Raw genomic sequence first — 20,563 nt, 5'->3', positions numbered from 1 at the left:
TTGAAGCCGATGACCGGCGCGCCCGACGCCGTCGCCAGCGTGATGTCGCTTTCGGTAATGCCGCCAACGCCGGCATGCAGTACGCGCGCCTTGACCTCGTCGGTGCCGAGCTTTTCGAGCGCCTGCACGATCGCTTCGGCGGAGCCCTGCACGTCGGCCTTGACGATGATCGGCAGTTCCTTGGCGTTCTGCGCCTTCAACTGCGACAGCATCTGGTCGAGCGAGGTACGCCCGCCGGTGCCGACGCGCTTGTCGCGCTGGACGCGCTGGCGATAGGCGGTGACTTCACGCGCACGGGCTTCATTTTCGACGACCGAAAGCGTGTCGCCGGCTTCCGGCGCGCCGCCGAGGCCGAGGACTTCAACCGGCACCGAAGGACCGGCGCTTTCGACATTCTCACCGCGATCGTTGATGAGGGCACGCACGCGACCCCATTCGGCACCGGCGACGATGATGTCGCCGACCTTCAGCGTACCGCGTTCGATGAGCACGGTGCCGACGGGGCCACGGCCGCGATCGAGCTTGGCCTCGACGATGATGCCTTCGGCCGCGCGGTCTGGATTGGCGCGCAGGTCGAGCAGTTCGGCCTGGAGCAGAATGGTTTCCTCGAGCTTGTCGAGGCCCATGCCGGTCTTGGCAGAGATCGGCACGGCGAGCACGTCACCGCCGAAATCCTCGACCACGACCTCATGCTGAAGAAGTTCGTTCTTCACCCGGGTCGGATCGGCTTCCGGCTTGTCCATCTTGTTGATGGCGATGATCATTGGCACGCCCGCCGCCTTGGCATGGGCGATCGCCTCGATCGTCTGCGGCATGACGCCGTCATCGGCCGCGACGACGAGAATGACGATATCCGTCACCCGCGCACCGCGCGCGCGCATCGCCGTGAAGGCAGCGTGGCCCGGCGTATCGAGGAAGGTGATCTTGGCGCCGGAGCCCATATCGACCTGATAGGCGCCGATATGCTGGGTGATGCCGCCCGCCTCGCCGGCCGCGACCGTGGTTTTGCGCAGCGCATCGAGCAGCGACGTCTTGCCGTGATCGACATGGCCCATGACGGTGACGACGGGTGCGCGCGGTATGCGGTGCTCGTCCATATCCGCCTCGCCGACGAGGCCTTCTTCGACGTCGGATTCGGCGACGCGCTTCACCGTATGGCCGAGTTCTTCGGCGACGAGCTGGGCGGTGTCGCTGTCGATCACGTCGGTGATCTTCAGCATGATGCCTTGCTTCATCAGGATCTTCATCACGTCCACTGCGCGTTCCGCCATGCGGTTCGCGAGTTCCTGGATGGTGATGACTTCCGGAATGACGACTTCGCGGACGACCTTCAGCGGCGCATCGTGAATGCCGGCGAGCTTCTTCTTCTCGCGTTCGACGCGGCGGCGCATCGAGGCCAGCGAACGCTGGCGATCGCCGTCGTCGTCGAAAGCCTTGGTGATGGTGAGTTTGCCGGTGCGGCGCTTGGGCTCGTTGCGACGGGTCGCCGGCACCTTGGCCGGCGCAGCGCCCGGCGCGCCATGGGCGCGCTTCGGCTTGTCCTCGTCGTCGGAAACTTCTTCCTTCAGAAGCGCGGCGCCACGCGGCACGGATCCCGTGCGCGCTTCCTCGTCGAGGCGGCGTTTGGCTTCGTCGGCGGCACGGCGGCGGGCGAGATCGTCGGTCTCGCGGCGCGAAGCTTCTTCAGCCTCGCGGGCGGCCGCTTCCTCGCGTTCCTTCTTGCGCCTTGCATCCTCTTCGGCACGGCGCCGGGCGTCTTCCTCGGCGCGCTTGCGGTCCTCGCCTTCGCGGGAGCGGGCCTGGTCGAGCGCCTGGGCGCGGGCGTTCTTCTCTTCTTCCGTCAGGGTACGGAGCACAACGCCGGAGCGCGCGCGTTCGCCGGTCGGACGCGCGGCGGGCCTGCCGCCACGCGCCGGGGCGGCCGGTGCCGCAGGCGCACGGGCAGCCGGTGCGGGCGCCGCAGCTGCGGGCTTGGCCGCAACGGGCTGAGGGGTCGGCGCCGGTGCGGGCGCCGGCGCGGCAACAACCGGTGCCGGCGCGGGCTTCTCCGCAACGACAGGTTCCGCGACCGGTTCCGGCGCTGGTGCGACGGGTTCCACGACGACGGGCTGGGGAGCGGGGGCCGCCACGACGGGCGCTGCCGGTTTCTCGGCGACCGGCTCCGGCTGAGGCGCCGCGGCCGGCGCGCCGCCCGGATTGATGGTCCGCTTCTTCTTCTTCTCGACCACGACCGATTTCGACCGGCCATGGGAGAAGTTCTGGCGCACATGGCCAGATTCAACCGTCCGATTCAGGCTGAGCGTCTTGCCGCCCGAAGCTTTCAGTTTGCGTTCACTCGAATCCGCCGAGTCGTTCATGCGTGTCCTACATCCATCCTATGGAGGAGCGCGATCCTGTTCGGAAACCGCCCCCTCATCAGGAGGCGCTTTACAGGATCACGATCCAACAGGGCGCATCTGGCGCCCATAGCTTTCCAGTCTGGCGAGGTCCGCCATGACTTTTTCTTCCATGCTTCCCTTGGTCAGGGCTGCATGTACCACATTTGCGCGACCCAATGCCAAACCCATTTCAGCCACGAAGAGGGGCCGCAGGACCGGCACGTCGGCCTTTCCGGCACCGGAATTTCGGGTCCTGAGCGCCGCTTCGAGCTTGCGGCTGCCATCTTCGGACCCGTCCCGTGCCTCGATCAGCAGGGCCACCTCGCCCTTGCCGATCGCCGTCAGAACCTTTTCGAAGCCGAGAACCAGGGCCCCCGCCTTGCGGGCCAGTCCCAGGGCACCGGCTGCCCGTTTCGTCAGAAGCGCCTCGACATCGTCGGCAAGCCCTTCCGGTACCTCGACCTTTTCCCGCGCGGCCTTCGAAAAAAGGCCTTTGCGGATCGCCGTTTCCAGCGCCTCCCGGCGAGCGGAAACCCAGATACCCCGTCCCGGCAGTCTTTCGCCGAGATCGGGAACCGGGGTGCCCTCCGGCCCGATCACGAAGCGGATGAGGCCTTCCTTCGGCCCCACCTCGCCGGTCACGATGCAGCGGCGTTCTTCAGCCTTCCTGGCGTCCGCCTTCATCGTCACGATCAGGCTTGAGAGTCCTGCTCCATCTCGTCGGCCGGAACCGGGTTGTCGACGTCATGATCGACCGCGAGGCCGACCTCGTTCATGTCCTCGTCGGTGATCCAGCCGGCCTTGACGCGGGCGCGCATGATGATCGCATTCGCCTCGTCCGCGCCAATGTCGAAGCCTTCCAGATAACCCTTCTGGTGCTTCCTCTCGCCGTTCACCGTCTCGTTCCAGCCAATCAGATCGTCGGTGGCGCAGCCGGCGAGATCGTCAACCGTCTTCACATCGTTTTCGCCGAGCGCGACGAGCATACGCGGCGTCACACCCTCGACCTCGCCCACCGCATCCTCGACGCCCAGTTCCTTGCGCTTCTCGTCGAACTCGGCATTCTGCCGGTCGATGTAATCGAGTGCGCGGCTCTGGATTTCCTGCGCCGTATCCTCGTCGAAGCCTTCGATTTCCGCAATTTCGTCGAGCGGCACGTAGGCGACTTCCTCGATCGAGGAGAAGCCTTCGGAGGCAAGAAGCTGCGCGATGACCTCGTCGACGTCCAGCGCGTCGGCGAAAGTCGCGCTGCGGCTGGCGAACTCGGCCTGACGGCGCTCGCTCTCCTCGGCTTCGGTCAGAATGTCGATGTCCCAATGGGTGAGTTGCGAAGCGAGGCGGACATTCTGCCCGCGGCGACCGATCGCAAGAGATAATTGGTCATCCGGGACGACAACTTCAATACGTTTGGTGTCCTCGTCGAGCACGACCTTGACGACTTCGGCGGGCGCCAGCGCATTGACGATGAAGGTGGCGCTGTCGGGCGACCACTGGATGATGTCGATCTTCTCGCCCTGAAGCTCGTTGACGACGGCCTGCACGCGCGAACCCCTCATGCCGACGCAGGCGCCGACGGGATCGATCGAGTTGTCGTTCGAAAGCACGGCAATCTTGGCGCGGCTGCCCGGATCACGCGCCACTTCCTTGATCTCGATGATGCCGTCGTAGATTTCCGGCACTTCCTGCGCGAAGAGCTTCGCCATGAACTGGGGATGGGTGCGCGAGAGGAAAATCTGCGGCCCGCGCTGCTCGCGACGCACGTCGTAGATATAGGCGCGGATGCGGTCGCCGTTGCGGAAGGTCTCGCGCGGCAACAACTCGTCGCGGCGTACGATCGCCTCGCCACGGCCGAGATCGGTGATGACGTTGCCATATTCGACGCGCTTGACGATGCCGTGGACGATCTCGCCGATGCGATCCTTATATTCGTCGTACTGGCGCTCGCGCTCGGCGTCGCGCACCTTCTGCACGATGACCTGCTTCGCCGTCTGGGCGGCGATGCGGCCGAAATCGACGGGGGGTAGTTCGTCCTCGATCAGATCGCCGAGCTGGGCGGCCGGATTGCGGCGCTGCGCCTCCCGGAGGTCGATCTGCACGGCATCGTTCTCGACGTCGTCGACGACTTCGAGGAGACGCACCAGCCTGATTTCGCCGGTCGTCGGATTGATGCGGGCGCGGATTTCGTTTTCCGCGCCGTAGCGCGAGCGGGCGGCTTTCTGGATCGCTTCGGCCATCGCCTCGATGACGACTTCGCGCTCGATCGATTTCTCGCGCGCGACCGCATCCGCGATCTGCAACAATTCCAGCCGGTTGGCGCTGACAGCCATTGTCTATTCTCCGTCGGATGGGGCCGGGTCTTCCCGGTCCCTTCGCTTCAAGCTTTCCCTGATGAGGTCGTCGCTCATGATGAGCTTCGCCTCGCTCAACTGGCGGAAGGGCAGGCCGATCACCTGCTTTTCCGCAAATCCTTCAACTTCGTGCTCGATCAGCACTTCGCCGTCCTCGAAACCGTGCAGAAGCCCTCGAAAGCGTTTCCTGCCGTCAATGGCCTCGCCGAGTTCGATCTTCGCCTCGAAACCCGCCCAGCGGATGAAATCTTTCGGCCGCGTCAGGGGCCGGTCGATGCCGGGCGAGGAGACTTCGAGATTGTACTCGCCGGAGATCGGGTCCTCGACGTCGAGGATGGCGGAGAGAATTCGCGACAGTTCCTCGCAATCGGCGACGACCATCGAACCGTCGGGCCGCTCGGCCATGATCTGCAGCGTGTGGCCATCATGAAGGCCGTAGCGCACGCGCACGATCTCGAAATTAGCGCCTTCGGCCGGCCCGCGGATCAACTCGAAGATCTTGCGCGGCTGACCGGAGGCGGCGACGAGATGCGTGTCGAGCGTTCCGGCCTCGTCGGCCGGCGCAGCACCGCTTTTCTGATCGAGCTCTATATCGGCCAACAGACCCTCTTTAAGAAAACGCCTCTCCAGAAACAAAAAAAGCGGGCCCCCGTTTCCGGAGACAACCCACTCGCTTAGTTCGAAGATCGACCCTTGACCTTCGCTATGTGAGAAGCGTCTTAGCTAACTTGGCGCCTATATAGCGCCAAGAGGGGGCTTTTCGCAAGGGGCCGGGGGGAAGTTCCATCCAGCCCGCTCATGCCGTCTTTTCATGCCGGAACCGCAGATAGGCCGGGGTCCGTGCTTCCCGGATGGCCTTTTCCTCATAACGGGTGCGGGGCCAGTCCGAAGGCCTGATCCGCCAGTCGTCCGGGCGCTCGGCGAGCCAATCGAAACGGCTCCCGCCCTTCATGTTGTGGCGGCGGATATGGGCGAGCGTCCAGGCCACATAATGCGGGATGTCGCTGGCGAAGCGGAGCTCTCCCCCCGGCTTCAGGGCGGCGGAAATCAGCGCCAGCGTCTCGTCGTTCACGAAACGTCGCTTGTGGTGGCGCGATTTGGGCCATGGATCCGGATAGAGAATGAAGACGCGCGACAGCGAGCCGGGCTTCAGCCTTTCGAGCAGGAACCGCGCGTCGTCGGCGTGAATGCGGACGTTCTTCAGCCCGCGCTCGTCGATTTCGGAGACAAGTTTAGCGACGCCGTTGATGAAGGGCTCGCAGCCGAGAAAGCCGATCCCGGGATTCTGTTCCGCCTGCCATGCGAGGTGCTCGCCACCGCCGAAACCGATTTCGAGCCAGGTCTCGCCGGTCGCGACCGGAAACAACGTGGACGGATCGATGAGGGCGTCATCAAGCGAAATGGAGACCCTGGGAAACAGGGTCTCCATCAAATTCGCCTGACGCGGTTTCAGCGTTTTGCCCTTGGTCCGTCCATAGACGTGACGGCGGGTACCCGCTTCCTCGCTCAGCTGCTCAGCGGATTTCCGCTTTGAGTTTGTCGGCAAGATCGGTCTTCTCCCAGGAGAAGCCGCCATCGGCTTCCGGCGCGCGGCCGAAATGGCCATAAGACGACGTGCGCGCATAGATCGGGCGGTTGAGCTTCAGATGTTCGCGGATGCCGCGAGGCGAGAGATCGACGACGCGCGGGATCGCGGCCTCGATCGCGGCCTCGTCGACCTTGCCCGTGCCGTGCAGATCGACATAGATCGAGAGCGGCTTGGAGACGCCGATCGCATAGGAGACCTGAAGCGTGCAACGGTCGGCAAGGCCTGCGGCGACGACGTTCTTCGCGACATAGCGAGCGGCATAGGCCGCGGAACGGTCGACCTTGGTCGGATCCTTGCCGGAGAAGGCGCCGCCGCCATGGGGCGCCGCGCCGCCGTAAGTGTCGACGATGATCTTGCGGCCGGTGAGGCCGGCGTCGCCATCCGGACCGCCAATGACGAAGTTGCCGGTCGGGTTCACGTAGAATTCTTCTTCCGGGGGAAACCAGCCCGCCGGCAGCACTTCCTTCACATAGGCGCGGACGAGTTCGCGCAGTTCGGACTGCTTGACGCCTTCCTTGTGCTGCGTCGAGACGACGACGGAGGTGACGCCCACGGGCTTGCCGCCTTCGTAGCGCAGCGTGACCTGGCTCTTGGCGTCGGGCTCGAAGGCCGGGCATTTGCCGGAATGACGATCTTCGGCCATGCGCTTCAGGATGCGATGCGCATAAACGATCGGCGCCGGCATCAGCACGTCGGTTTCGGTGCAGGCATAGCCGAACATGATGCCCTGGTCGCCGGCGCCCTCGTCCTTGTTGCCGGCGGCGTCGACGCCTTGCGCGATGTCGGCCGATTGCGCATGAAGCAGGACCTCGACATCGGCATTCTTCCAGTGGAAGCCTGCCTGCTCGTAACCGATTTCACGCACCGCGTTGCGCGCCGTCTCCTCGATCTTTTCCTTGGTGATCGAAGCGGGGCCGCGAACCTCGCCCGCCAGCACGATCTTGTTCGTCGTCGTCAGCGTTTCGCAGGCGACGCGCGCGAAGGGATCGGCGGAGAGATAAAGATCGAGCACGGCATCCGAAATCCGGTCGCAGACCTTGTCGGGATGACCTTCGGAAACGGATTCGCTGGTGAAGAGGTAATTGGACCTGGCCAATGTCGTGCTCCGTCAGAGTAAACGCCGTTCAGGGCGGAAGCCTGTCGAGACGCCTAAGCGCTTCGCCGAGGCGCGAAAGGTTTTTTGCAAGGTAAAGGCCATTGGGTCAACTCCCATGACCTTTTTTCACAAGACTGTCTTACTTCGTGGGATCATTATGCCTTCAGGCGCCGCTGGTCCGTTCTTCACCCAGGAATGCGGCATCCGCCACATCTTCGGCATCATCGACGTCCCCGAGGTCGAACTCGGCCGTGTCGCCGAGCGCCTTTACCAGCTCCAGCACTTTCTTCCTGACCTTCGGGTCGCGAATGGCAAAAAAGGCGCTGTTCAACTGGATGCCTTCGGATGTCGAAAGCATATCGAGATCGAAATTCGCAGGTTCGGCATCGGCGAGGCCGCTCGTCGGAATATCGTCCTCGACCTGGATGCCGTCATAGAAGAATTCCACCGGCACGCTGAGGACGCGCGCAATCTGATAAAGCCGGCTCGCACCGATGCGGTTGGCGCCTTTTTCGTACTTCTGTACCTGCTGAAAGGTCAGTCCAAGGCTTTCGCCGAGTTTTTCCTGACTCATGCCGACCAGCATGCGCCGCATGCGCACACGGCCGCCCACATAAACGTCGATCGGATTGGGAGATTTCCTTGGCAAGGCCGGACCTCATAATCGCAGCCGCGCGACCTTCCGCGCGGGCGCCACAAACCCCAGGACAACCCCTGCGTCGCCGGTTGCCGGCCGGCTGACTCCACGGGAGCCGACAGGACGGTATGCAACCGATGCCGTTTTTCAGCAACAGAATACAACCTTCAGTCGGCAGTCCCTGCAACAAAAGTTTCGTTCACCCGGAACCGACCCTTGAGCCCGGCCGCAGAAAACTCGACTTTCAGCGCGGTCGAAAGGCGAAAAGCACACCGATTCCGGCCAGAAGCAGGCCGGCGAAAATCCAGTCACCGGCCATGGCATAGGGCGTCGGCGACAAAGCCCGGGGAAGCGCCATATCGATCACGCCCGGCGTGTTGAGGGCCTTTTTTGCCAAAATCCGGCCATAAGGGTCAATGACCGCCGAAATGCCGGTATTGGCGGCGCGGGCAACGGGCAGGCCCTGCTCGACCGCGCGCAGCCGCACCTGCGACAAATGCTGATAAGGGCCACTCGAGGAGCCGAACCAAGCATCATTGGTCACGTTGACGATCCAGGCAGGCCGCTCGCCGGCGGCGACGACGGCCTCCGGAAAAATGATTTCGTAACAGATCAGCGGACTGACCGGAGGCCGACCGGGAAGAGCCAGCGTGACGGGCCCGGGCCCGACGTCGAAACTGCCCTGAAGCTTTGCCAGCTTGTGCAGGCCGATCCGCTCCAGCCAGCGATGGAAGGGAAGATATTCGCCGAAGGGCACGAGGTGGAACTTGTCGTAGGTGCCGACGATGCGGCCGTCGGAATTGACGACATAAAGGCTGTTGTAGAAACGCGCCAGCGTATCGGGCGGGCCATCCGGTGCCGGCTCGCCGCGCACGCTCCCGGTGATGAGAAGCGCCCCCTTGGGCAGCATGCGGGATATCGCCGAGAGCACATAGGGTTCGCGGGCGAGAAAGATCGCGAGCGCCGATTCCGGCCAGACGACGATGGAGCGGGGACCCAGACCGGCTGGCGCAGCGGGTGTCGGGTCGGCGCTCATGCGCAGGAATTCGCCCAGAATGGCGAGACGGCTTTCCGGTTTCCATTTCTCCGTCTGCGGGATATCCGGCTGCACGATGCGAAGCATCACGTCGTCGGGACCGACGGGATGGGTTTCGGCGGCCGTCAATCGCAGGGTTCCACCCGCCCAGAGAAGAGCAAGCGCCGCCAGGGCGGCGAAAGGCGCGATCAGTATCTCGCGGATCGAGAGCCCAACCGAATGAATGTCGGCGGCCCTCGCATGGGGATCGAAGAAGGCGGGCGAGGCCACGATCAGGATCGCGATGAAGGAAAGACCGTAGGCGCCGACAACCGCCGCCCATTGCATCAGCGCCAGCGAGCCCGCGAAGCTTTCGCCGACGAGGTTCCAGGGAAAGCCCGTCAGCACATGGCCGCGCAGCCATTCGAAGATGCACCAAGCAATGGCGAGCGAGACGATGCGCAGATAGCCGGGCAACCAGAAGGCGCGCGCCAGCGCCGTGGCGGCGCCCGTGAAGAGCGCCAGTCCCGCCGGCAGCAACGTCACCGCGAAGGGCATGAAGATTGCGAATTTCTCGGCCTCGACCATGAAGGCATAGCCGATCCAGTGCAGGCCGAAGAGGAAATAACCGAAGCCGAACCACCAGCCGATGGCGCCGCCGCCCAGCAACATACGCCGCCGCGTCGCCGCCGCATCCTCGCCCAGCGCGATCGAGGCGGGCCCGCCGAGCCCGTCGAGAAGCCAGACCAGAACCGGAAAGGTTACGAAAAGGATCGGCAGAAAGTGAACCGGTGCGAGCGCCAGCACACTGAGCGAGCCGGCGGCGAAGGCCGCGAGGAGGCGCCGCCAGCCGCGGAGCAGCGCGACCTCGCGGGCGATCCGCTCCAGGGCGGAGAAAAGGGCGGTCAGTCCGCGATCAAAAGCCATTTGTCAGCTTGCCGCCCGGCTGGCGGCGAGCGTTGCTCCATCGCCCGACCCGTCGGCGGAGCCGACTTGATGAACGCGCAGCTTCTTTATGCGGCGGGGATCGGCGTCCTTCACTTCAAATTCGAGGCCGAGCGGATGCTTGACGAGTTCGCCGCGCACCGGCACCCGACCGACAAGCGAGAAGACGAGGCCGCCCAACGTCTCGACGTCATCGTCGCTTTCCTCATCGACGAGTTTCAGGCCCAACATTTCCTCCAGTTCTTCGATGGGTGCGCGCGCGTCGGCATCGATACTGCCGTCGTCGCGCCGTGCGAGCAGCGGACCTTCGTCGATATCATGCTCGTCTTCGATATCGCCGACGATTTCCTCAACCAGATTTTCGATCGAGACGAGACCGTCGGTTCCGCCATATTCATCGATGACAAGAGCGAGATGAATGCGTGTCGCCTGCATCTTCAGCAGGAGATCGAGAGCCGGCATCGAGGGCGGGACGAAGAGTACATCGCGGCGAATGTCCTTGAGCGAGAAGGACCTGCGGCCCGCGGCCATGTCGTCGGGAACGAGATAGGGCACCACATCCTTGATGTGGACCATGCCGGTCGGATCGTCGAGCGTCTCGCGATAGATCGGCATGCGCGAGTGGTTGGATTCGCGATAGAGCCTGAGGACCTCGCTCAGCGTATCGCTTTCCTCGACCGCCACCACGTCGGCGCGCGGCACCATGACGTCGTCGACGCGAAGCTCGCCGAAACTCAGGATATTGGCGAGCATGTGGCGCTCTTCGGCGGTGAGACCGCGGCCGGCCTCGTCGCGGCCTTCGAGCGCTTCCTCGAGGCTTTCGCGCAAGGTCGGATCGCTTGCGGATGGCGCACCGAGAATATTGCGCCAAAGCACCTGCAGGCGCCGCGCGAAACCCGCACGGGGTTTCGGATCGTCGGCAAGGACCGCATCGGTCGTTTTTGCAGGATCGGACATTTTTGGATCAGACATCGGGTTTGGATCAGGCATCGGGACCGCGCGGAAGGGACGTGGCGGGCTCGCCCGGAACGGCATAGGGATCGGCGATGTCGAGATCCTCGAGAATGTCGCGCTCCAGGGCCTCCATCTCGTCGGCATCGGCATTGTCTTCATGGTCGTAACCGAGAAGATGCAGCACGCCATGGACGACCAGATGGGCAAGATGATCGGGGAAGCTCTTGCCCTGCTCCCCGGCCTCGCGGGCGATCGTCTCGAGCGCGAGGACGATGTCGCCGAGAAGCGGCGTGCGGACCGGCTCGGGCCCCGCCGCCGCCGGCATCGCGCCAATCGGGAAGGAGAGAACGTTGGTCGGCTTGTCCTTGCCGCGCCAGGTCCTGTTCAGCTCTTTCACGAAAGGATCGTCGGCGAGGACGACGCAGACTTCCGCCTCCTCGCCGGGGCCGGCGACGACATAGGCATGCTCGGCTGCGCGACGCACCCATTCTTCGGTGTCGGTCGCCCAGTCTCCCGCCTCGCGCAGCACGTCGATTTCGAGACCGGAGACCGGGCTCTTTCCTTCCAGCGCATGCGATTGTCGGCCGGGCATCGTTACTTATCCTCTCCGCGGGCATCCAGAAGACCCCGGTCGCGGGCATTATAGGCCTTCACGACACGCGTCACGAGGGGGTGCCTCACCACATCGGCGTCGGTGAAGCGGACCGTGCCGATGCCCTCGACGCCATCCAGCGTCTCCAGCGCATCCTTGAGACCCGATTTGGCACCGAGCGGAAGATCGATCTGCGAGGGATCGCCGGTGATCGCCATGCGGCTGTTCTCGCCCAGGCGGGTCAGGAACATCTTCATCTGCACCGGCGTGGTGTTCTGCGCCTCGTCGAGAATGACGAAGGAATTGGCCAGCGTCCGGCCGCGCATGAAGGCGAGGGGCGCGACCTCGATCTCGCCGGATTCGATCTCACGCATCACCTGCTCGCCGGGCAGCGTGTCGTAAAGCGCGTCATAGAGAGGACGCAGATAGGGATCGATCTTCTCTTTCAGATCGCCCGGCAGGAAACCCAGCCGCTCGCCCGCCTCGACGGCGGGGCGCGACAATATGATCCGGTCGACGCGCTTCTGGAGGAGCATCTGCACCGCGACGGCAACCGCCAGATAGGTCTTGCCGGTGCCGGCCGGGCCGATGCCGAAGACGAGTTCGTGGGTCATCAGCGCGTCGATATAGGTCGCCTGCGTCGGCGAGCGCGGCCCGATGAGGCGTCGCTTGGTATGGATCTGGCGGGCGCCGCCCGGTCCCCTCGCGCCTTCGTCTTCCGGTGCCTTCGACATGCGGATCGCTCCATCGACCTCGCCGGCATTGACGTCGAGGCCGGATTTCAAACGTTGATAGAGATCGCGCAGCACACGATCGGCCTGGGCGCGGGCTTCGGGCTTACCCGTGATGACGAGCTTGTTGCCGCGCGAGCTGGCGAGGACGCCGAGCCCTTCCTCGATACGGGCGAGATTGCGGTCATGCTCGCCGAAAAGCTCTGTCAGAAGTCGATTGTCGTCGAAGGCGATGACGAGACTTTCGCTGTCTCTGGCGTTGTCTCTGCTGCTGTCCCTGGCGCCCTCTCTCGGCGCTCCGCCGCCACCGCCGCCGTTGCGTCCGTGACTGGCTCTGCTGAACGTCTTCATCCCGCTCGATGCGCTCAACTGCACCCTTTCCTTTCGGCCACTGGCCTTTACTCAGGCATAAGCCGCCTCCGTCTCGACGAGACGGCCGCGGAGACTGTTCGCGAAACCCTGTTCGATCTCGACCGTCGCGATCTTTCCAAGAAGCGCCTCGGACGCGCCGTCGATGTGAACCGGCTGCAGATAGGGGCTGCGCCCGAGAAGCTGGCCCGGGGCACGGCCCTTGCGGTCGAAAAGAACCGGCAGGCGCTTGCCAGCGCAGGCGCGGTTGAAAGCTTCCGACTGCTCGGCGAGGAGCGCCTGCAACCGGTGAAGCCGATCCGTCTTCACCTCTTCCGGCAACTGCGCCTCGCGAGTCGCGGCCGGCGTGCCGGGACGGGGGCTGTATTTGAAGGAATAGGCTTGCGCGAATTTGACTTCGCGGATGAGCGCAAGGGTCGCCTCGAAATCGGCTTCGGTCTCGCCGGGAAAACCGACGATGAAATCCGACGACAGCGCGACGTCGGGGCGCGCGGCGCGAATGCGGGCGATGATGCCGAGATAGGTTTCGGCCGTATGCTGACGGTTCATCAGGTCGAGAATGCGGTCAGAACCCGACTGCACCGGCAGATGCAGATAGGGCATCAGCTTGGCGACGTCGCCATGGGCGGCGATCAGTTCCTCGTCCATGTCGCGGGGATGGCTCGTCGTGTAGCGCAGGCGCTCGATGCCGTCGATCCCGGCAAGCGCCCGGATGAGCGCGCCGAGCGTTGCCGGGCGGCCAGAAAGGTCCTCGCCGTGCCAGGCGTTGACGTTCTGGCCCAGCAACGTCACTTCGCGAACGCCCGCTTCGGCAAGCCCCCGCGCCTCGTCGACGATGCGGGCGAGCGGCCGTGAAAATTCGCTGCCGCGCGTGTAGGGCACGACGCAGAAGGTGCAGAACTTATCGCAGCCTTCCTGAATGGTGAGGAAGGCGGTCAGCCCGCGCGCCAGCGTCTTGCGCCGGTCGGGCGCGGGCAGGCTTTCGAACTTATCCTCGAGCGGAAATTCCGTTTCGACGACGGCGGGACCGCCATTGGCACGGCGCGCGATCATCTGCGGAAGGTGATGATAATTCTGCGGTCCGACGATCACGTCGACGACGGGCGCGCGACGGCGCATCTCCTCGCCCTCTGCCTGGGCGACGCAGCCGGCGACGCCGACGACGAGGCTCTCTCCGCGCGCCGCCTTCTCGATCTTCAGCTCGCGCAGGCGGCCGAGCTCGGAATAGACCTTCTCGGCGGCTTTCTCGCGGATGTGACAGGTGTTCAGCAGAACGATGTCGGCATCTTCCGGCGACGCCGTTTCGGCATAGCCCTCCGGCGCCATGACGTCGATCATGCGCGCGCTGTCATAGACGTTCATCTGACAGCCATAGGTCTTGATGAAAATTTTCTTCTGGGACACGGGATTCTGCGATGCAGGCGGGAGAGACGGGGCAAGGCTCGCATCCATCCCGCTCACGGGAGCCGACGCTCCATCCGGCGCGAGGCCGGGGACGGCGGATGGACGGGATGGCGAGGTCTTCTCATACAAGGCTTGCGTTCGGCTCCTTCATGAACCCCGCATGACGGGCATTCGCGGGACTGGACGCCGGCAGGCGACCGGCAATTTATTGTAGCAGGCAGAGAGGCGGTTCCGCACCCCCAATGCGGCGCCGATGCGGCTCTTATTACACGGCGGCGCGGCGAGCCGGCATCTCGACCGTGTCCGCATCCGCCGGCGCTTCGCTCGGCTGCGGATCGAAACGGCCCGTGATCGCCTGAATGACGCCGCGACGGCAGGCTTCCTCGCAATAAAGAGCCAATGCCTTGCGATTGCCGATCTCGCGGATGGTGACGGGCTTGTGATATTCGACCACGACCTCGATCGGCCCGAGCGAGAAGGCCTCCCAGAGATGCGGAAAGAGGTCCATGTCGCCATACCAGGCGAAGAAGGGGCGGAAACGACGGCCCATGGGAAGGCCGTGGAGCCGCGTATAGGCGACCGACAGAGGCTGCACGACGAGATCGTCCTCGCGGTCTTCCTCGCCATTGACGATGGTGAGCTGGGCGACGCTCATCAGCGCGCTCTTGAAGTTGAGCACACGGTTGCCGTCGCTCGACGTGCCTTCCGGGAAGAGCACGAGGCGGTCGCCGGCGGCGATGCGCGCGTGAATTTCATTGCGGGATTCCGCCGTGCGCGTGCGGCGCTCGCGTTCGACGAAGACCGTTTCCTGGAGCCGCGCCAGCGTGCCGAAGAAGGGCCAGCCCGCAACCTCGCTCTTCGCCACAAAGGACGAGGGCTGCAGGGAGGCCATGATCGGGATGTCGAGCCAGGAGGTGTGGTTGGCCGCGATCAGGCAGGCGCCGCCCTGATAGGGCTCGCCGCGCGTGACGACGCGGATACCGATCAGCTTGCAGAGAAAGCGGTGATAGCGGTTCGGCAACCACTTGGCGAGCGGCCAGCGGAATTTGAGAGCGAGCGCCTGAACCGGCATCAGCAGCAATGCCGACAGGACGAACCCGGCGAGAAGCCAGCTTGCGCGCAAGCGACCCATGAACGTCTCCTGTTTCCCTCGCCCGTCACCGGCGCCCGGGGCCTTGACCCTCGCCGGCTATTCCTTTTTGCGCGTATCGCCGGAACCAGGTTTCTTTTCCCGGCCGAGCGGCACGCCATAAAGCTCGAGACGATGATCGACCAGATCGAAACCGAGCTCGCGCGCGATGATCTGCTGCAGCCGTTCGATCTCGTCATTGTGGAATTCGATCACCTTGCCGGTCGACAGATCGATCAGATGATCGTGATGCTCTTCAGGAACCTGCTCATAACGCGAGCGGCCGTCGCGAAAGTCGTGCCGCTCCAGAATGCCGGCTTCCTCAAAGAGACGGACGGTGCGGTAGACGGTCGCGATCGAAATCTTGTTATCGATCTTGGAGGCGCGGTGATAGACCTCCTCGACATCCGGGTGGTCATGCGCGAGCGACAAGACGCGCGCGATGACGCGCCGCTGCTCCGTCATGCGCATGTTTTTTTCGACGCAGAGATTTTCGATGCGATCGGCATCGTTCGCGTCGGCGTGGGCGTGTCCGGTGGCGGATGTGTTTGTCGTCATCGCTGTCATAATAGCTCTTGAGGGGGCCCATTGTCACGGACAGGCTGACATCCGCGCCGCCCCTTCATAGCACACTAAGCACCTGAATTATAACAGTTTTGAGACGGCGATCCCCCGCATGGCGTCAGGGTTTTCCCGGCTGCGGCAACAAGTCGAGACGCATGGTCAGCGCGGCGACGGCGGCGGCGCGGCGGCGGTAGTAGTCCGGGCGGCGGCCGACGGTCGAAAAACCGAGTTTTCCATAGAGCGCGATCGCGGCGGGATTGTCCTCGGCGACCTCCAGAAAAAGCGTCGCGGCCCCACCTGCCAGCGCCGTGGCGGCGGCAGCCTCCATCAGGCGGCGACCAATGCCCTGACGCCGCGCGGCCTCATCGACGGCGATGGTCAGGATCTCGGCTTCGTCCGCCGCGAGGCGGAGGATTATGAAGCCGAGGACCGCATCCGAAACAGACGCCGCGACCAGGCCGAACGTGCCCGGCATGGCGATCAGTTCGCGGATCGCGGCGGTGCCCCATGGATCGTCGAAACCCGCCGCATGGATATGCGCAAGGGACGGGGCGACGGCCGCCGTCACGGGACGAATCACCACCCCGTCCGCCCCGCTCACGCGGCGCCCGGAAGGATGGGATCGAGGCCGCCAGGCAGCTTCGCGTCCGGCGCGCGCAAGTAGAGCGGCGCGGGCGCGACGCGGAAGCGGTCCGGCCCGAACGTGGCAAGGCGGGCGGCGGCAATGCGCGCGACGGAGAGCGCATCGGGTTGAGCCGGCGCGAGAGAGAGGCGCGCCTTCACGCCCCTCGCCGTGAGCGCGCTCGCGAGAAGGGCTGCGCCCGTACCCACGCAAACGACGGCGTCGCCGGATATGCGGGCGGGCGCTTCTTCGATCGCGACGATCATGGGCTCCGAAAGAGACGCGTGTTTCGCATCGAAGGCTTCGAGATAGATCTCGCCGCGTTTGGCATCGAAGGCGGCGGCGATCGCCTCGTCCGCTTCTGCCGTCACGGGCTCGGCGACCGCTTCGAGCGTCGTCACGCCGACGAGCGGCAGGCGGCGGGCAAGCGCGAGGCCGCGCGCCGCCGCGAGGCCGACGCGCAGGCCGGTGAAGGTGCCAGGACCGACGGTGACGGCGAGCGCCAAGAGGTCGCCAAAGCCAAGGCCCGCTTCGGCCATCGCCGCTTCGAGCACCGGCATCAGCGCCTCGGCATGGCCGCGCGTCCGCGCCTCGACACGATGCGCAAGGACGCGCGGTCCGTCGAGGATGGCGACGGACAGGGCGCCTTGCGCAGTATCGAGGGCGAGCAGGGTCAGGACAGATGCTCCGTCGTCAGACGATCTTGCAGACGTCGTCGAAGGGAAGACGCGGACTGCGGTTGAAGAGACCCTTCGGATCGCCATAGCCGAGATTGCAGAGGAAATTGACCTTCACGGTCGTACCGGCGAAAAACGCTTCGTCGACTTTCGCCATGTCGAAGCCCGACATCGGGCCGCAATCGAGGCCGAGCGCGCGGGCCGCGAGGATGAAATAGCCGCCCTGGAGCGAGCCGTTGCGGAAGGCGGTCTGTTCGGCCCATTCCTTCGACCAGTTGAACCAGGTCTTGGCGGTCAGATCGTGGGGAAAGAGATCCGGCAGGCGCTCGTAGAATTCGACGTCGTAGCCGAGGATCGCCGTCACCGGCGCCGACATGGTCTTGGCGAGATTGCCCTGCGAAAGCGCAGGCGCGAGCTTTTCCTTGCCCTCTTTCGAGGTCACGAAAACGATACGGGCGGGCGAGCAATTGGCGCTGGTCGGACCCCATTTCACGAGGTCGTAGAGCTTGTGCAGCAGATCGTCGGAGACGGGCTTGTCGGTCCAGGCGTTATGCGTGCGGGCGTTGCGGAAAAGTGTGTCGAGCGCGTCGTCGCTCAAGATGCCGCTCATGAAACTGTCTCCTGAGGAAGGATGGGGAGGGAGCGGCCAAGATAGCGTCCCGGCGCGTCAACACCAGTCCCCGGAGCGAAACAAACCTGTTCCCGGCAGGAACAATGACCGGTGGTCAGATCAGACGGCGCGGACCTCGACGACTTCCGGGACGTAATGCTTCAGCGTGTTCTCGACGCCCTTCTTGAGCGTCAGGGTCGAGGAGGGGCAGCCGGCGCAGGAGCCCTGCATGGCGAGAAAGACGACGCCGTCCTCATAACCCTGGAAGGTGATGTCGCCGCCGTCCTGGGCGACCGCCGGGCGGATGCGCGTATCGAGCACGTCCTTGATCTCGCGGACGATGTCCGCGTTCTCGCCTTCATGGACGGCATGGCCGTCATGGGCATCGGCTTCACCCGCATCGCCGAACAGGATCGGCGCGCCGCCGGTGAAATGCTCCATGATCGCGCCGAGAAGGGCCGGCTTCAGATGTTGCCATTCGCCGCCGCTCTTCGTCACGGTGACGAAATCCGAGCCGAAAAAGACGCCCGAGACGCCATCGACCGCGAAAAGCCGCATGGCGAGCGGCGAGCGCCGGGCAGCCTCTTCGTCCGGGAAATCGGCGGCCCGGCCCTCGCCCAGAACCTCGCGGCCGGGCAGGAACTTCAGGGTCGCCGGATTCGGCGTCGCCTCGGTCTGGATGAACATCTCGAAAAACCCTTGTGAAAACGCGGCTTAGGCGCGCTCATGCGGGCTATAGATGGACCGTTCGGGGACGGGAATCAAGACGCCGTACCGGCGCTGTAAATCGCAACGGCGCGGCTTCACGCCAGCGCCCGGATCGCCTCTTCCGTGAGATCGCCCGGCACCACGGTGACGGGGATCGGAAAGCCCTTGCCGCCAATGGTCGAGACGAGGGGGCCGGGGCCCTCTTTCCCCGTGCCGGCGGCGAGAACGAGGATCGCGATGTCCTTGTCCTCAGAAATGAACTTGTGAAGTTCCTCGGAGAGCAGCCCGTCGCGGATCACCAGTTCGGGCTTGATGCCCGCATAATCGTTCACATGGGCGGCGAGCTTGTGGAGCACGCTTTCGGCTTCGGCGCGGGCTTCCTCGCGCATCAGATTCTGCACGCCGAGCCATTGCCCGGCGCTGTCGGCCGGCGGAATGACGGCGAGCAGCGTCACGACGCCGTCCGTATGCAGCGCGCGCAGGCTCGCGAAATGGATCGCGACTTCCGATTCCGGCGTGCCGTCGGCGACGACGAGGAATTTACGATGTTTCGCCGTGGTGGGTTCGCTCATGGGCCGCATGCTGCCATTCGCGAGGTCGAGCGGCAAGGCGGCAGGATGTCAGCCCCCATGTGCCGCCGCCGTCCCGCCGACCGTCACTTCAGCAACACGTTGGCGATTTCGCGAAGCTGGGTGCGGGCGCGCAACAGGTAGAAGCCCTGCGCGGCGAGGTGGCTCGGCGTGATCTGGGCGTCCGGCGCGCCGTTCATGACGACCAGAGGCGCAAGCGCGGCGCTTTCGCGGAAGGTGTCGAGCATCTGGTCCCAGTTCTTCTGCAGCCCGCGCTCCTTGATGACCGGCGCGAAATCCTCGCCGAGCCCTTTCAGGATCATGTAGTAGCCGTAGAGCTTGCCCTTGGTGTTGTAGAAGACGTCATCGGCCGTGCTGTCGAAGAAGGCGCTCGAATGCTCGCGCACCTCGATGTCGATGACCGCCGATTGCGAGCCGAGATCGCTCGCGAAGCGTTCCAGCGTCGCCATCAGATTGTCGGAGCGACGCTCGAATGTCGCGTTGCCCTTCGACAGGCGCTGATTGTAGCGGATGAGCGCCTTGCGGGCCTCGCGATACTGGGATTCCGAACTCGCCTTGATGGCGAGCGAGACGCTCGGGTTCCAGATCCAGACATTGCCCGGATACTGCAGAAGTCCGGCCGCGCGCTGAAGGTCCGCGTCGGCCTCGCTCGAGCCGCGCATGCGGCCGACCTGATCGGTCATCTCGAAGGAAAAGCGCGCCAGCGCCGAAACGATGCCGGTCTGGAAATTCGGCATGTTGTCGAGCATCGAACCCGGCTGGAAGAAGGGATCGTTGGCGGTCCAGCTGTTCTCGTTGACCTCGCGGTCGATCAGCGCCGCCATCATCGCGACGGCCTGGCTGCCGCCTTCGCCGATCGCATCCGCGCCTGTGGGTGTGAAATTCGGATCGTCGTCGATGCGGTTCACGATCAGCATGCCGATCGGATAGTAGAGAAGAACAACGACGACGATGGCGACCAGGGCGCGCCAGCCGATGCCACCGAGGCCCGGCCGATTGAGACGCGAGAAGAAACCGCCGCCGGCCGCCGGGGCCGCAGCAGCGAAGGCATCGCCACCCGACCCGCCTGAGAACCATCCCTTGCGATAGAGCCAGCGGTGGCGGGCCCAGTCGCGCAGATTGGCCAGGCTCTCACGAAAGGACATTTGGCTCCGCTCCCGTCGGTGGACGTGCCTTTACTAGATGGGAAGACGCGCCCGCCGGTCAAGCGGACGTGCCCTATCAGATGAAGCCGACGATCTCGCGCACGCGCTTGTAGATCGGGTCGGCGATCGCACGGGCGCGTTCGGCGCCCGAGGCGAGCACGTCGTCGATATAGCCCTGGTCGTGATCGAGCATGCGTTTCATTTCGGTCGTGATCGGCGACAGTTTGTCGACCGCGAGCTCGGCAAGCGCCGGCTTGAAGACAGAAAATTGCGCGCCGTCGAATTTCGCCAGCACTTCGGCCTTGGAGAGACCCGACAGCGCCGCATAGATGCCGACGAGATTGTCCGCGCCCGCCCGGCCTTCAAGCCCTTCGACGGTGAGGGGCAGGGGATCGGGATCGGTCTGGGCTTTCCGGATCTTCACCGCGATGTCGTCGGCGGAATCCTTCAGCGTGATGCGC

The 20,563-nt window shown here is 64.5% G+C and carries 20 protein-coding genes and 1 pseudogene; all 21 read right to left on the bottom strand.

Going from position 1 to position 20,563, the window contains the following annotated elements; translation table 11 throughout:
• On the bottom strand, positions 1-2,357 hold a 2,357-nt coding region (gene infB / locus VMR03_RS08475; protein ID WP_325404174.1), incomplete at its 3' end, for a translation initiation factor IF-2.
• Positions 2,358-2,435: 78 nt separating this feature from the next.
• The gene (locus VMR03_RS08470) at positions 2,436-3,062 is read right to left on the bottom strand and encodes an RNA-binding protein (protein ID WP_325404182.1); all 627 of its coding nucleotides are present in this window, start codon (positions 3,060-3,062) and stop codon (positions 2,436-2,438) included.
• Between the two features lie 8 nt (positions 3,063-3,070).
• On the bottom strand, positions 3,071-4,705 hold the full coding sequence (gene nusA / locus VMR03_RS08465; protein ID WP_325404172.1) for a transcription termination factor NusA: 1,635 nt from the start codon (positions 4,703-4,705) through the stop codon (positions 3,071-3,073).
• A 3-nt stretch (positions 4,706-4,708) separates the two neighbouring features.
• Positions 4,709-5,326, bottom strand: coding sequence for a ribosome maturation factor RimP (rimP, locus tag VMR03_RS08460; protein WP_325404170.1), 618 nt, complete (start codon positions 5,324-5,326; stop codon positions 4,709-4,711).
• A gap of 196 nt (positions 5,327-5,522) precedes the next feature.
• The gene (gene trmB / locus VMR03_RS08455; RefSeq protein ID WP_414693160.1) at positions 5,523-6,275 is read right to left on the bottom strand and encodes a tRNA (guanosine(46)-N7)-methyltransferase TrmB; all 753 of its coding nucleotides are present in this window, start codon (positions 6,273-6,275) and stop codon (positions 5,523-5,525) included.
• Positions 6,241-7,410, bottom strand: coding sequence for a methionine adenosyltransferase (gene metK / locus VMR03_RS08450; protein WP_325404166.1), 1,170 nt, complete (start codon positions 7,408-7,410; stop codon positions 6,241-6,243). The genes trmB and metK overlap by 35 nt, the downstream gene beginning before the upstream one ends.
• A gap of 163 nt (positions 7,411-7,573) precedes the next feature.
• The gene (locus tag VMR03_RS08445) at positions 7,574-8,005 is read right to left on the bottom strand and encodes a helix-turn-helix domain-containing protein (protein ID WP_325404180.1); all 432 of its coding nucleotides are present in this window, start codon (positions 8,003-8,005) and stop codon (positions 7,574-7,576) included.
• Positions 8,006-8,291: 286 nt separating this feature from the next.
• A complete protein-coding gene (gene lnt / locus VMR03_RS08440) occupies positions 8,292-9,989 on the bottom strand; it encodes an apolipoprotein N-acyltransferase (RefSeq protein ID WP_325404164.1) in 1,698 nt (565 codons plus the stop codon).
• A 3-nt stretch (positions 9,990-9,992) separates the two neighbouring features.
• A complete protein-coding gene (locus VMR03_RS08435) occupies positions 9,993-10,964 on the bottom strand; it encodes a hemolysin family protein (RefSeq protein WP_325404162.1) in 972 nt (323 codons plus the stop codon).
• 25 nt (positions 10,965-10,989) lie between these two features.
• On the bottom strand, positions 10,990-11,553 hold the full coding sequence (gene ybeY / locus VMR03_RS08430) for an rRNA maturation RNase YbeY (protein ID WP_325404160.1): 564 nt from the start codon (positions 11,551-11,553) through the stop codon (positions 10,990-10,992).
• 2 nt (positions 11,554-11,555) lie between these two features.
• The gene (locus tag VMR03_RS08425; protein ID WP_414693159.1) at positions 11,556-12,635 is read right to left on the bottom strand and encodes a PhoH family protein; all 1,080 of its coding nucleotides are present in this window, start codon (positions 12,633-12,635) and stop codon (positions 11,556-11,558) included.
• Positions 12,636-12,686: 51 nt separating this feature from the next.
• Positions 12,687-14,105, bottom strand: coding sequence for a tRNA (N6-isopentenyl adenosine(37)-C2)-methylthiotransferase MiaB (miaB, locus tag VMR03_RS08420; RefSeq protein WP_325404178.1), 1,419 nt, complete (start codon positions 14,103-14,105; stop codon positions 12,687-12,689).
• Positions 14,106-14,322: 217 nt separating this feature from the next.
• Entirely contained in the window at positions 14,323-15,189 is an 867-nt protein-coding gene (locus tag VMR03_RS08415) for a lysophospholipid acyltransferase family protein (RefSeq protein ID WP_325404156.1), read from the bottom strand.
• A gap of 57 nt (positions 15,190-15,246) precedes the next feature.
• Complete coding sequence (locus VMR03_RS08410) at positions 15,247-15,744, bottom strand: Fur family transcriptional regulator (RefSeq protein WP_325404176.1); 498 nt, start codon at positions 15,742-15,744, stop codon at positions 15,247-15,249.
• A gap of 124 nt (positions 15,745-15,868) precedes the next feature.
• Positions 15,869-16,333 carry a ribosomal protein S18-alanine N-acetyltransferase gene (gene rimI, locus VMR03_RS08405; RefSeq protein ID WP_325404154.1) on the bottom strand — a complete coding sequence of 155 codons (465 nt, stop codon included), beginning with the start codon at positions 16,331-16,333 and terminating at the stop codon, positions 15,869-15,871.
• Between the two features lie 14 nt (positions 16,334-16,347).
• A complete protein-coding gene (gene tsaB / locus VMR03_RS08400; protein ID WP_325404152.1) occupies positions 16,348-17,136 on the bottom strand; it encodes a tRNA (adenosine(37)-N6)-threonylcarbamoyltransferase complex dimerization subunit type 1 TsaB in 789 nt (262 codons plus the stop codon).
• Positions 17,066-17,659, bottom strand: a complete 594-nt coding sequence (locus tag VMR03_RS08395) for a malonic semialdehyde reductase (RefSeq protein ID WP_325404150.1) — start codon at positions 17,657-17,659, stop codon at positions 17,066-17,068. The genes tsaB and VMR03_RS08395 overlap by 71 nt, the downstream gene beginning before the upstream one ends.
• A gap of 120 nt (positions 17,660-17,779) precedes the next feature.
• Entirely contained in the window at positions 17,780-18,346 is a 567-nt protein-coding gene (locus VMR03_RS08390; RefSeq protein ID WP_325404148.1) for a NifU family protein, read from the bottom strand.
• 116 nt (positions 18,347-18,462) lie between these two features.
• Entirely contained in the window at positions 18,463-18,948 is a 486-nt protein-coding gene (locus VMR03_RS08385; protein ID WP_325404146.1) for a universal stress protein, read from the bottom strand.
• Between the two features lie 74 nt (positions 18,949-19,022).
• The gene (locus VMR03_RS08380; RefSeq protein ID WP_325404144.1) at positions 19,023-20,102 is read right to left on the bottom strand and encodes a DUF2333 family protein; all 1,080 of its coding nucleotides are present in this window, start codon (positions 20,100-20,102) and stop codon (positions 19,023-19,025) included.
• Positions 20,103-20,178: 76 nt separating this feature from the next.
• Positions 20,179-20,563 (bottom strand): annotated as a pseudogene (locus VMR03_RS08375) (tryptophan--tRNA ligase); the annotation flags it as partial.

This window comes from Parvibaculum sp. (genome assembly GCF_035511255.1).
Classification (GTDB): domain Bacteria; phylum Pseudomonadota; class Alphaproteobacteria; order Parvibaculales; family Parvibaculaceae; genus Parvibaculum.
The sequence above is the reverse complement of the archived record's forward strand: the minus strand, read 5'-3'. Positions and strand labels throughout refer to the sequence as shown.

Excerpts from the sequence above, each read along its gene's own strand:
- tsaB (WP_325404152.1), bottom strand. The coding sequence starts at position 17,136 with ATGGCGATCCGAAGGGTCTCTTCAACCGCAGTCCGCGTCTTCCCTTCG.
- VMR03_RS08445 (WP_325404180.1), bottom strand. The coding sequence starts at position 8,005 with ATGCGGCGCATGCTGGTCGGCATGAGTCAGGAAAAACTCGGCGAAAGC.
- nusA (WP_325404172.1), bottom strand. The coding sequence starts at position 4,705 with ATGGCTGTCAGCGCCAACCGGCTGGAATTGTTGCAGATCGCGGATGCG.
- VMR03_RS08425 (WP_414693159.1), bottom strand. The coding sequence starts at position 12,635 with ATGAAGACGTTCAGCAGAGCCAGTCACGGACGCAACGGCGGCGGTGGC.
- VMR03_RS08380 (WP_325404144.1), bottom strand. The coding sequence starts at position 20,102 with ATGTCCTTTCGTGAGAGCCTGGCCAATCTGCGCGACTGGGCCCGCCAC.
- VMR03_RS08395 (WP_325404150.1), bottom strand. The coding sequence starts at position 17,659 with ATGAGCGGCATCTTGAGCGACGACGCGCTCGACACACTTTTCCGCAAC.
- VMR03_RS08435 (WP_325404162.1), bottom strand. The coding sequence starts at position 10,964 with ATGTCCGATCCTGCAAAAACGACCGATGCGGTCCTTGCCGACGATCCG.
- ybeY (WP_325404160.1), bottom strand. The coding sequence starts at position 11,553 with ATGCCCGGCCGACAATCGCATGCGCTGGAAGGAAAGAGCCCGGTCTCC.
- VMR03_RS08385 (WP_325404146.1), bottom strand. The coding sequence starts at position 18,948 with ATGCGGCCCATGAGCGAACCCACCACGGCGAAACATCGTAAATTCCTC.
- lnt (WP_325404164.1), bottom strand. The coding sequence starts at position 9,989 with ATGGCTTTTGATCGCGGACTGACCGCCCTTTTCTCCGCCCTGGAGCGG.
- VMR03_RS08470 (WP_325404182.1), bottom strand. The coding sequence starts at position 3,062 with ATGAAGGCGGACGCCAGGAAGGCTGAAGAACGCCGCTGCATCGTGACC.
- miaB (WP_325404178.1), bottom strand. The coding sequence starts at position 14,105 with ATGGATGCGAGCCTTGCCCCGTCTCTCCCGCCTGCATCGCAGAATCCC.
- VMR03_RS08410 (WP_325404176.1), bottom strand. The coding sequence starts at position 15,744 with ATGACGACAAACACATCCGCCACCGGACACGCCCACGCCGACGCGAAC.
- VMR03_RS08415 (WP_325404156.1), bottom strand. The coding sequence starts at position 15,189 with ATGGGTCGCTTGCGCGCAAGCTGGCTTCTCGCCGGGTTCGTCCTGTCG.
- VMR03_RS08390 (WP_325404148.1), bottom strand. The coding sequence starts at position 18,346 with ATGTTCATCCAGACCGAGGCGACGCCGAATCCGGCGACCCTGAAGTTC.